Source organism: Mesorhizobium norvegicum (assembly GCF_004919685.1).
Classification (GTDB): domain Bacteria; phylum Pseudomonadota; class Alphaproteobacteria; order Rhizobiales; family Rhizobiaceae; genus Mesorhizobium; species Mesorhizobium norvegicum.
In genome coordinates, this window is sequence record NZ_SMYZ01000142.1 from 1 (window position 1) to 10,889 (window position 10,889).

Here is a 10,889-nt window from a genome sequence, read left to right on the forward strand (position 1 = left end):
CGCGCAGCGCCCCGCAGTAGCACCGGGTATCGTCGAGAAGCTGAGCATAGTCGCGACGATCGTAGGCGAGCGCGGCCAGCGAAGCGCGCAGCACAGCGCAGCCCTCGAATCCGGGGAGCGCGCACGGCACGCCCTGCCCCAGCGCCTGCTCCACCGCAGCGAGTTCCTCCGGCGCGATCAGGCCAAGATCGTTGCAATCGTCGAGCCAGAAAAGCAGCGCCAGTTCGCGATAGAACGCCACGATCAGCGTTTCGTCCTGCGGATCGCGGCCAGTGCGGGCGCTGGTGTCGTGCAGGCTCGGGTGGATGCGCTGCAGGATGTACTGGCCGCCCCTGACCGCTTCCACGGCATGCTCGTCGGCGAACCCTGTCAGGGAACGCCCCCACTCCAGCACCTGCTGCAGCGCGCTTTCGGTCTGGATCATAGCGCCGCTCCTGCTTCCTCGGCCAGGACGCGCCGCCCCCAACGAAGCGCCAGCCACAACCCGGCGAGTTCGGCCACGCGCACGACCCGGGTGGGGCAATACAGTTCCTTGCCGATCCACAGCGGCGTCTGCGGCAATGCATGCGCCACATGGCGAGCGAGCATCCACTCCAGCGCACGCGCCACCGCCTGCGCGATGCGCCGGCGCCCTGTCGGCTCTTCGCTCCCGTCCATCACGTGCAACGCGAACAGCGCATAGGCGGTTTCCTCAAATGAGGACGCGCAACCGGCGCCCCAGCCGCCGTCATCGCGCTGCGCCTGCAGCAGCGCCGCCAGCGCGCGCTCGTCGCGCCAATGGGGCTTGCCTTGCGCCAGTGCAGCGACCGCATGCGCGGTGGGATACAGCCACGAAACGTGCCATTTTTCGTTGTCCCATAGACCGTGCGGGTTGCGATTGGCCTCGACGTAGGCGCTGGTGCCGGCGGCGGGCTTTCCCAACAGTCGCAACGCATGCAAGGCATGGATGTTGGTCGACACCGAGGCATTGCGCTCGCCGGGGAAGGTGACGAATAGCTCGCCGATTTCGAAATCGCGCAACGCATCGACCGGCGGGTCGCGACCTGCAAGGCGCAGGACGCACAACGCAACGGAGGTGTCGTCGGCATCGGCTGCGAAGTGCAAGGCCGGGCCCAGACCGCGCACGCCCATGCGGGCGTCGAGCTGCGCGACGATCACGCGCACGGCATCGGCGAACGCCGGATGCGCGAACAGCCCGGCCAGATGCAGGGTGTACAGCGACCAGCATGGCTCGAACACATTGATCGGCCAGACGTTGGGAACGACACCTTCGATGCCGCTGCGCGTCGCCCGCGATGCCGCCTGCAGATACGCGTCGGTGCGCCCGACCTGCGGCGTGCTCCCATGTGTTACGGCGTGCGCACGCCACGAGGCGGTGGCCGCCGGACTGATGCCAATGCTGCCGTCGTCGTCCGGGCATGCGGTGGTCGGCGACGTTCCCCAGGCTTCCCAGGAGTGCAGCAACGGATGGCCGCTCGGCAACGTCGCCACCGCCCCCAACTTGACAAGGCACGCCTGCCGCAACGGCAACAGCGCCGGGTGGCGCGGAAACGCCACGCCGCCCAGCAAGGATGCGGCCTCGCCACACAACTGCGGCAGGATCAGCTCCGCGCCGATCGGCGCGTCTTCCGGCACCGAATGCGCGTAGGGATCGGGCTGGCGCTCGAGGAACCGGGTTGCAGCCTGGACTGCGTCGGCCGCGCCGGGAAGAGGATCGGCACGCTGCAATGTCAGCAACGCCGCCCAGGTGGGCGCATGGCGGAACAGCGGGAAGTCCGCGCTTCCCCATCCACCATCGGCATGTTGCTGCGCGATGAGCCACGCGTATGCGTCCTGCCGACCGGTGACGTTGCCGTGGAACTGCAGAGCTCGCGCCGTGTCGTAGACGGACGGACCGACGCTGCCCCCGTCGCTCATCTCGCTCAGCAGGTAGCGCAATTCGGAAAGGATCTGTTCGGACAGCGCGTTCACGCGGTATGTTCCTTCTGCAGACAGTTGACGAGAACCAGGATCGGGCAGACGCCCGCACGTCGCCGCAGGCCCGTCCCGGCCCGGCGCATGGGCAGCGCCGGACGGCCGCCCTGCTCCGGCGCGGCGACGCACCCCGATGCTGGCGCCGGTCCGCCGCATAGGCTTGCGCGCAGCGCGCCGCGTGTGCCGCGGCCGTGCTGGGCAACCGCTGCGATCGGTGCCGCGGATTCGGACACAGTCCAGCATGCACCGCTACCGCCGGCCGATCGCAGCGGCAAAGGGGCGACTCCATGCGGACGGGCGCGCTCATGCGCATGGCGCGTGCTTTAACAGATACGCGTTGGCCCGCTGCAGCATCTGCGCCAACCGTTCAGCACGCGGCCCCAGCGGGGCGATGGCCTCCCCGGCGTCGCGCAACAGCTCCAGCGCGAACTGGCGCGCTGCCTGCAGCCCCATGATCGACGCACAGGTCGGCTTCTGCGCCGCCGCGTCCTTGCCGGGGGTCTTGCCCAACGTCGCGGTATCCGCTGTTGCGTCGAGAATGTCGTCGACCACCTGCAACGCCAGCCCGAAACAGGCGGAGTAGCGATCGAGCGCACAGTACAGCGCAGCGTGGGCGGCATCCTCCGCGATGGCGCATAGCGCGCCCATGCGAACGGACGCGCGCACTAGCGCTCCGCTCTTCATCCGGTGCATCGCCACGATCCTGTCCAGCTCGACGTGCTTTCCGACCAGCGACAGATCCATGGCCTGCCCGCCTGCGGCACCCTCGGCGGACACCGCCTGCGCCAGTTCGCGCACGAGCGCGATACGGTTGTCGCCCGGCGCATCCAGGTTCGCCAGGGTCAGGAAGGCGTGTGCCTGCAGCGCATCGCCGACCAGGATCGCAGTGGCTTCGCCGAACTTGACGTGCACGGTCGGAAGGCCGCGGCGAAGCACGTCATCGTCCATTGCGGGCAGGTCGTCGTGGACCAGGGTACAGGCGTGCATCATCTCGATGGCGGCGCCGACATCGTCGAGCATGTGCGTCGGCGTGTCGGCCAGTGCGCCGGTAGCCAGACAGAGCAAGGCGCGGGTGCGCTTTCCGCCATGCAAGCTGGCGTAGCGCATCGCAGCCATCAGCTCGGTCTCACCGTCGTCTTCGGCGCAGAGAAGACGCGCCAGCGCCTGTTCGACCCGCTTTGCGCCGTCCTGCATCCAGATCTCCGGCGGCAGCCTGCCGGATGCGCCGCGCGCCTGCGCGCCCAATCCGCCGAGCGCGGAAACGCCAGTTCGGTCGTCGTGTCGCGTGGAACCGGTCTGGATGTTTTTCATGTCCTTGTACCTGACAGGAGACGGCCACGGCGAGCGGCGAGCCGCCGCGGCGTTGCCGGCGTCGCACCGAGCGCGCGCGCCGAGTGGAGCAATGCTGCGGGTCGCCGGCGCCGCTGCCTCGCCACACGGGGCATGCGATGCCAGCTCATGAGAATCCGATGCGGATTTTCATGGACGGATGTGCGGTCGGGAAATAGCGCCGACCTTTTTCGACGGCGCTCAGCAACCGCGGCCGCACCCCGGCCTTGTGCATGGTCAGTGCCAAGGCGATGCAGAACTGCACCATTTCCAGCCATACCAGGTGGTAACCGATGCAGACGTGTGGGCCGGTACCGAACTGCAGCATGTCCACCGGCCGGATCGGCTCCGTGCGTTGCAGCCACCGTGCCGGGCGGAACTGATCAGGCGCCTCGTGCAGCAGCGCAGAGGTCGAGAAATGCAGCAGCGGGATGCACAGAGGGGTGCCCGCGGGAATGCGCCGTTGGCCGAGTTGCAATTCCTGCAGCGCGCGACGCGGCAGGAGCGTGGTCGCCGGATGCACGCGCAGCGTCTCGCGGAACAGCGCCTCGGCGACCGGACACTGCGCCAGGTCCGCGTGCCGGGTCGGCACCGCGCCCACGCGTTGCGCCTCCTCGACCAGGGCGTCCCATAGCCCAGGCTGCCGCGCCAGCTCGATCACCATCCAGGCCATCGTCGAGGCGGTGGTGTCGTGACCGGCAAGCAGCAGCAGGCGGATATTGGCGACCAGGACGTCGTCGGAGAGCGCATCGTTGCCGCGATCGAAGGCGCTCACCATGTCATTGATCAACCCAGTGCGCGCGGCATGCGCGCGCGCGTCGCGGACGAACTGGCGCAACTGCGCGTCGATCCAGTCGCGGGCGGCGCGGCCGCGCCGCAAGGGCAGTCCGGGCAGGTCGACCGGGGGCGCGACGATCAACTGCAGCAGTTGCCGGTATTTGCGATGCCATCCCGGCAAGTCCTGCGCTGGGATTCCCATGAGGCTGAAGATGAGCTTGAGCATCAGGTCGCCGGTTTCGCGCAGGATGGTTACGTCGCCGCGGTCGCGCCACGCCTGCACCCGCGCCTGGATGACGGGCGCGAACAGGTTGCCGATGCCGGCCTGGGTCAGCCCCTTGGGCAGGAACGCCGCCTTGATCGCGTCGCGCGCCTGCCGGTGCGCGCCGCCGTCCTGAGCGACCAACGTTCCGCCAAGCAATTCGGGCGCGATCTCTTCGATCAGAGCCGAGGACACGTCCTTGTGCCGGAGCAGTGCGAACGCATCCGGATCCACGCAGGTCAGCAGGTGTCCGGCAGGGCCGAAATCCAGCCAGAAGTGGCTGCCCAGCGTCCGTTCCGCGCGCCGCAGCAGGCGCGGCAGGTCGCAGACGATGGCGGGAAGATGCCCGACCAGGGGGAAAGCGCCTGGCACGACCGGGATGTCGTCCCGCAGCCGGTGCCGACGGTCCAGCGGGTTGAGCAGCATGTCCATCAGCAGCGCGGCGCCGCGGCCGCTTCGGCGGTGTCGCCGGCAGGCCGCGCGGCGCGGCTGTTGCCACCGTCGGCGTACGTCGGCACATGCGCCAGCATGCCGCCGTCGATGCACAGGACCTGGCCGGTGATGAACGCAGCATCGTCGGAGAGCAGGAACGCCACCAGCGCGGCCACGTCCTCGGGGCGGCCGACGCGCTGCAGGAGCTGGTGCCGGCTCAGATGCCGTTGCATGCACTCGTCCAGCTTGGCTAGGAGACGCTCGGTCATGATGAGACCCGGCGCAACCGCGTTGCAGCGGATCTGCGCATGACCGTACTGGGTGGCGAGCGAGGTCGATAGCATGTTCATCGCCGCCTTCGACGCGGCGTAGGACGTCTGCGCGGTGTCACCGCTGAGCCCCTGGCACGACGACATGTTGACGATCGCGCCACCGCCGCGGGCGATCATTCGTGGGATGGCCTCCCGGCAGCAGAGCAGCGTGCCGCGCAGATTGGTCGCCATGGTCTGATCCCAGACCGCCAGGTCCAGGTCGAGGATCGCGCGGTCGCGCGGTGTCAGGTGCATGGCGCTCGCGTTGTTCACCAGCAGGTCGACCCCACCGAAGTGCCGCTCCGCCGTCTCGAACAGCGCTGCCACCGCCTGCGCATCGGCGATGTCCATGGCCAGGGCCAGCGCGTGGCCCGCTTCGGCCGTGATCTGCGCGGTGCAGGCGACGGCCGCCGAGCCATCAATGTCGGCCACCACCACTCTGCCGCCCTCGCGCGCGATGGCGAGGGCGCATGCCTTGCCGATGCCGGCGCCGGCGCCGGTCACCACGGCCACCTTGCCTTCAAACCGTCCTCCTGGGTTGCGTTGGTCTTTCGCGGCATGCCGCTCAGCCTGCGCCGGAGAAGGCGCAGGGTCGGCGCTGGCGCGCTCGCCAGCGTCGCTTTCGATGACCCGAATGGCGGCGACGGGGCACTGGCTGGCCGCGAGCCGCGCGGCGGCGTGCAGCGCCTGCGGGACCGTCGCCACGCACACTTCGGCCACGCCGTCCGGTTCGCGCTGGCGAAAGGTGCCCGGCAGCGTCAGCACGCACTGCCCGGTGGTTCCACACAGATCCTGGTCGACCACGACGCGCATCTCAGCCCTCCTGCGCATGCAGGCGCACCGGCAGCGCGCGGAACGTCCTAAGGAACGCGGAGGGTTCCCGGGTCGGCTGCTCGGCCAATGCCAGCGTGGGGAAGCGCGCCTGGATGCGCGGCAGGCTCTCGGCCAACTGCACCCGGGCCAGTTGCGCACCGAGGCAGAAGTGGATGCCGTGGCCGAAGCTCAGCATGATCTTCCCGTCGGTCGACATGCCAGGAGTGGTGCCGTAGAACCGCGCGGGATTGAAGCGTTCGGGATCGGCGAAGGCGTCCGGGTCGCGATTGCCGGCCGCGATGAGCACGCGCACGTCCGCGTTCTTCGGGATCACCACGCCGCCCAGTTCGATGTCGCGCTGGGCGATACGCGGAATGGAGCTGAACATGGCAGGCGCGTCGCAGCGCAGGACTTCTTCGACGAATGCCTTCACCCCCACAGCGTCTCCCTGCAGCCAGTGCCGCTGTTCGGGATACGCGAGCATCGCCAGGACCGCATGGTCGATGGTCGCAGCAGTGGTGGCGAAGCCGCCCAGCAGCATGCCCCACAGCATGCTGATCAACTCCGCATCCGACAGCGTGTCGGCATCGTCGTCGTGTGCGCCGACCACCATCGACACGATGTCGTTGCGGGGATCGGTGCGCTTGCGCTGTATGAGATCGCCGAAGTAGGCCTGCACCCTGGCGCTGGCCGCGTCCGCCGCGGCGAGCTGGGGATCGCTGGCGTGTGGGCTCAGGCCTTCCAGAATGGCGCCGATGCCGGCCGCGAGCCCGAACATGTCGTCCTGGGGCATGCCGAACAGTTCGGCGAAGACCAGCATTGGCAAGGCCAGCGCGAATTCCCAATGCAGGTCCACCGCCTCCCCGCGCTCAAGCGCGGGCGCCATGCCGTCCAGGCGCGCCGCGACGATGCGTGCGATGCTCGGCCGCAGGTTGTCGATCTGGCGCATGGTGAAATCCCGCGAGATCAGCCGGCGCAGACGCGTATGCGTCGGTGGTTCCTTCATCGCTAGCGTGGACGCCAGGAGATTGAGTGACAGGCTGGTCGCCGCACGCGGGAAATAGCGCGCCAGTTCGCCCGGCGCCGGTCCCCGAAACGCGTCGCCCGTGGCCTTGAGCGCCCAGAAGATGTCGGCGTGGCGGCTCAACAGAAAGAGGCCCGACGCCGCGCGATGCACCGGATCGTGCTCGCGCAACCACCGCATGAACGGATACGGGTCGTGGATGCACGCTGGCGACGCAAGTTCGGCGAAGGCGTCCCGGCATGCTGCCTTGGTTTCTTGCACGTCCATCTTGGTTACCTGTTGGCTGGCTGATCTGACCGGCGCGTGCTAGGCGCGCCGGCAAATTGCGGAGTAGATCGCGATTCCGGGCGGCGTCCGCGCGTCACCAGAGCACCGGGAACTCCTCGAACCCGCCAGTGATGATCTCCTTGCGCAACTTCAGTTCTTCGGGCGCCACGGCCAGGCGCAGCGCGGGAAAGCGCTGGAAGATCGAGCCGACCACCACCTTGAGTTCCAGCCTGGCCAGCGCCATGCCGATGCAGTAGTGCGGCCCGTGCGAGAACGTCAGGTGCGGATTTTCGTCGCGTCCGATGTCGAAGATTTCCGGGTCGTCGAAATGGCGCGGATCGAACGACGTCGCCGGCAGGCCGACCAGCACCTTGCTCTCCGCGGGAATATGCACGCCCGCGATAGTCACGTCGGTCCTCGGATAGCGCATGACGCCGTCCCAGCCCGCGCCCGGCGGGTACATGCGCAGGATTTCCTCCACCGCCTTGTCCACCAGGGATGGATCGCCGACTAGGCGTTCGCGCTGTTGCGGATGGCGGAACATGGCCAGCAGGCCGAATTCGATCTGCGCGACGGTGCTCTCGTGCCCCGCCACCAGCATGCCCGCCGCCAGGCCGATCGCCTCTTCCTCGGTCGCATTGCCCTGCTCGACCGCCGCGAGCAGATCCGTCAGCAGGTTGTCGCCCGGATCTTGGCGCTTGTCCCACATCTTGCCGCGAATGTAGGCGCGCAGTTCTTCCCAGGCCAGGCGCGACGCGCTGCGCGGGCCGCTTTCATGCTGGTGCGTCATCACTTCGTCGGACAGCCCGGCGAAAAAGGCGTGATCCTCGTAGAGCACGCCCATCAGCGCGCTGATGACCATGGCCGGCAGCGGAAAGGAGAGGTGGCGCCTCAGGTCGGCGGGCTGGGGCTGGGCCGCCAGCGTCTCGAACAACTGGGCGGCGATCGCCTCGACCTGCTGCGCGAGCACCTTCACCCTGCGGTTGCTGAAGGCCGGCGCCACGATCGTGCGTAACCGGGCATGCTCGCCCCCCTCGTGCGAGACCAGCCACCCCGGCGAACCGAGAATCACCGAATCCGGGGTGAATGCCGCCGGCGGCATTCCCGCCGGCCGGAACGCCGCGTCGGACAGCGCCGCCTTGGCCTCGTCGTAGCCTGTCACCCACCAGCCTTCGTGCCCGGAGGGGAAGCGCACGCGGTGGATCGGACCGTTGGCGCTTAGCGCCAACATCTCGGGCGAGGGCTCGATGTGGTCGACGCGCCACATCGGCAGCGTCGGCAAGGGTTGTTCGGACATGGTGGCACTTCACTCTCTAGCGATGGAAGGGCGGAAGGCGCTGCGGGCAGCGACTGACGATGGCATGTAGACGTCCTCCGCAGCGTAGCCAGACTCGATTATCAAGATCGGCCAACGTGTAACTGCCTAGGCATACCGCGTGGCGAGATGCAGAACTTTCTCCTGCGCCTTCAGGATAAGACGAGTGTGGTGGGCCTTTGAGTCGCAGCCGGCCATCAAGATTTCCTGCGCAAGGGTCGACAAGGGCGGCAGCCTGTTTGGGTACGGGGCGGTTTCGCCGAGGCCCCCTTGCATAGAATGTCATCTGATACGGATTTGACATTTTGCTTTTCTTTCTCCGTTTCATCGATCGCGGTGTCATCCACGAAATGGAGGTCGGTCGGCGGCTCCCGGCTCCCAACGAGGGAGTTTCAAAACTCGTGCCAATTTGGCCGACCCCGCAGAAGAAAAACATTGTGATTACTTTTCAGCGGATTAGCCTGAGGCTCAGACAAGAGCTCGGCGAAATAGGCCGGTGTCGCGGACCCAACAAAGACGACAGAAGAGTGTCGGATAGGCGACACCTTCTTTGTCAGTTGTCCCGTCCTGGAATGATGGCAGGCCACCTGACCCTATTGACCCATAGGAGGTTGGCTCAGGGGTTCACGTGCTTGCTTAGGCGCGCGCTCGAGGCGGCTTGCGGGCACGTTGCCAATGCAACACTGGCTATCCGCAACACCCCCATCTGGGTCGAATCCGGGACGGCCTGCGCGTCGGAGTCCAAGAAGTTAGGCGCTTGGGACGGCAACCTGATGACGGAATGGCATGTCCGCTACGGCGGTCGCGGCGTGATGACCTACTGGCATGTCGAAAAGGGCTCGACCTGCATTTTCTCGCAACTCAAGCGCTGTTCGTCTTCGGAGGTCGCCGCGATGATCAAGGGCGTGCTGCGACACTGCACCAACGTGGAGATTCAGGGCCAATATTCGACAGCCATGGCCAGAGCGCCGTCGGCGCCGCTTTTTGCCGCCTGCTCGGGTTCACCTGCCGCCACGCCTGAAGGCGATTGCCCGGCAGAAGCCGGCGCCGTCAGGCCTGCGCGCTGAATTGCCCAATCTGCTTCCCATTCTTTCCAACGTCATCAACTGAGAGGAGGTTGAGCAGCAGTATGGCCACAGTCAATCTGGGCCGGCATCGATCTGACTGCCATCCCGAAATATCACGGTCGCAGCGGTGGCCAGAACGACCATCGGAATAGCCTCCGGCCTTCGTTCATCCCGAAGAAGGGATGACCGACCAGTCCGTTTTTCGCGCGCGAATGCGGCAGCTCCATTGCGATCGCGGCAATTCGGATTGGCGCGGGGCGCCATGTGCTCCGACCCTGAGGGCTGTCCCGGTCGGCACGAGCTATCGCTCAGCGGCGATCAAGTCATCGGTTTTCGGAATGACCGGCGACGCTTCGTCTCAACGACTATGCCGGCCGGGCTGTCGGCCGTATTCTTCGCCCTGAAGACGGCGGTTCGCTTCGGTTTTGGTTTGGGTGGCGCTCGAGGCCCTAGCCTTGGCTCCGGCGTTTGCTTGCTCTTTTGTTTGTCCTTGCGGGCGTAAAGCAAAGCCTTGGCGGTCGCCGCGTCCGCATCCGAGACCACGCCGGCCGGCTTGCCATCGAGATCAATCCGTGCGGCGCCGGCATCCAGTCTCGCCAAGTATTTGGCCATCTTGGTATACGCCAGCAGGGCTCTCCTCAATTCATCATCGGACAGTTCGCCATCGAGCACCCGAATGTCGTGATGGATGCCGATCTTGAGCGGCCTGGGCCCTTTAGGATTGAACGCCGCAGGCCACTTGGCCGATAGATAGCGGAAAAGCTGTGCAGGCGATTTGCCTCGGCTACAGCTCAACATCATAAGCCTCGCCCCATTGTTTTCGTTTGCAATTCGGACCTTCCTAGCACGGATATATGCAATGATTTGGAAAAATGAGCATTCGCCCCGCAGGGCAAAGCAGCGGGCGCCTCCTCATTCGGACACGCGAAGTGCCTGGTGGGGCCGAGCAGGATCGGCACCAATCACGCCGAGCCGTCCCGATAGAGTTCACAGCCATACATCAGGGTCGGTGGAATGCTGTTCCCCAATATCTCCGCCAGCTCATTGACCCTTGGCAGCGCATCTCAAACGCCGGCAGCGAAAAAGACTCGACGGCCCTCCGCGGAGGGCCGTCAGCGAGTAGGACCCAAAACCGTCGCGGCTCCTCTGACCCGTTCGGCCGTTCCGTCGTACCAGGGCGTCGCGTAGCGCGAAAGCTAATCAGGCGACCGTTCCGTGATCTCGGCCGGATCGACGCCGCCCTTGGACAGGAAGGCAGGCGAATGGCTGGCAAAAAGCGGTCCGCCGCAACCCGGCGTCGATCCCCAGAACCTGGCGC

8 protein-coding genes and 2 pseudogenes are annotated in these 10,889 nt (G+C 66.7%); 1 reads left to right on the plus strand and 9 read right to left on the minus strand.

The annotated features are described in order from the left end of the window. The 8 genes and pseudogenes from FCU66_RS38740 to FCU66_RS38770 all read right to left on the minus strand — a co-directional run. Positions 1-424, minus strand: a 424-nt coding sequence (locus FCU66_RS38740) for an isoprenoid biosynthesis enzyme family protein (protein WP_484177841.1), incomplete at its 3' end; no start/stop codon positions are given. Continuing rightward, a complete protein-coding gene (locus FCU66_RS38745) occupies positions 421-1,971 on the minus strand; it encodes a hypothetical protein (RefSeq protein WP_136621960.1) in 1,551 nt (516 codons plus the stop codon). The genes FCU66_RS38740 and FCU66_RS38745, both read right to left, overlap by 4 nt. Before the next feature lie 306 nt (positions 1,972-2,277). Next, on the minus strand, positions 2,278-3,285 hold the full coding sequence (locus FCU66_RS38750) for a polyprenyl synthetase family protein (protein WP_181956590.1): 1,008 nt from the start codon (positions 3,283-3,285) through the stop codon (positions 2,278-2,280). Positions 3,286-3,430: 145 nt separating this feature from the next. Next, positions 3,431-4,774, minus strand: a complete 1,344-nt coding sequence (locus FCU66_RS38755) for a cytochrome P450 (protein WP_136621961.1) — start codon at positions 4,772-4,774, stop codon at positions 3,431-3,433. Beyond that, entirely contained in the window at positions 4,774-5,598 is an 825-nt protein-coding gene (locus FCU66_RS38760) for an SDR family oxidoreductase (RefSeq protein ID WP_342778260.1), read from the minus strand. The genes FCU66_RS38755 and FCU66_RS38760 overlap by 1 nt, the downstream gene beginning before the upstream one ends. Positions 5,599-5,616: 18 nt before the next feature. Next, positions 5,617-5,898: pseudogene (locus FCU66_RS42975) on the minus strand (ferredoxin); the annotation flags it as partial. Between the two features lies 1 nt (position 5,899). Then, entirely contained in the window at positions 5,900-7,189 is a 1,290-nt protein-coding gene (locus FCU66_RS38765) for a cytochrome P450 (RefSeq protein WP_136621963.1), read from the minus strand. 94 nt (positions 7,190-7,283) lie between these two features. Continuing rightward, positions 7,284-8,486 carry a cytochrome P450 gene (locus FCU66_RS38770; RefSeq protein ID WP_136621964.1) on the minus strand — a complete coding sequence of 401 codons (1,203 nt, stop codon included), beginning with the start codon at positions 8,484-8,486 and terminating at the stop codon, positions 7,284-7,286. Positions 8,487-9,025: 539 nt separating this feature from the next. Here FCU66_RS38770 and FCU66_RS38780 point away from each other — a divergent pair. Then, positions 9,026-9,611: pseudogene (locus FCU66_RS38780) on the plus strand (Tn3 family transposase); the annotation flags it as partial. Between the two features lie 278 nt (positions 9,612-9,889). On the opposite strand, the gene FCU66_RS38785 reads toward FCU66_RS38780, so the two are convergent. After that, entirely contained in the window at positions 9,890-10,372 is a 483-nt protein-coding gene (locus FCU66_RS38785) for a ProQ/FINO family protein (protein WP_342778259.1), read from the minus strand. Positions 10,373-10,889: the final 517 nt, after the last annotated feature.

Bases quoted from the DNA above. Each gene is read 5' to 3' on its own strand.
- FCU66_RS38750 (WP_181956590.1), bottom strand. From the start codon at position 3,285: ATGAAAAACATCCAGACCGGTTCCACGCGACACGACGACCGAACTGGC.
- FCU66_RS38755 (WP_136621961.1), bottom strand. From the start codon at position 4,774: ATGGACATGCTGCTCAACCCGCTGGACCGTCGGCACCGGCTGCGGGAC.
- FCU66_RS38765 (WP_136621963.1), bottom strand. From the start codon at position 7,189: ATGGACGTGCAAGAAACCAAGGCAGCATGCCGGGACGCCTTCGCCGAA.
- FCU66_RS38770 (WP_136621964.1), bottom strand. From the start codon at position 8,486: ATGTCCGAACAACCCTTGCCGACGCTGCCGATGTGGCGCGTCGACCAC.
- FCU66_RS38785 (WP_342778259.1), bottom strand. From the start codon at position 10,372: ATGATGTTGAGCTGTAGCCGAGGCAAATCGCCTGCACAGCTTTTCCGC.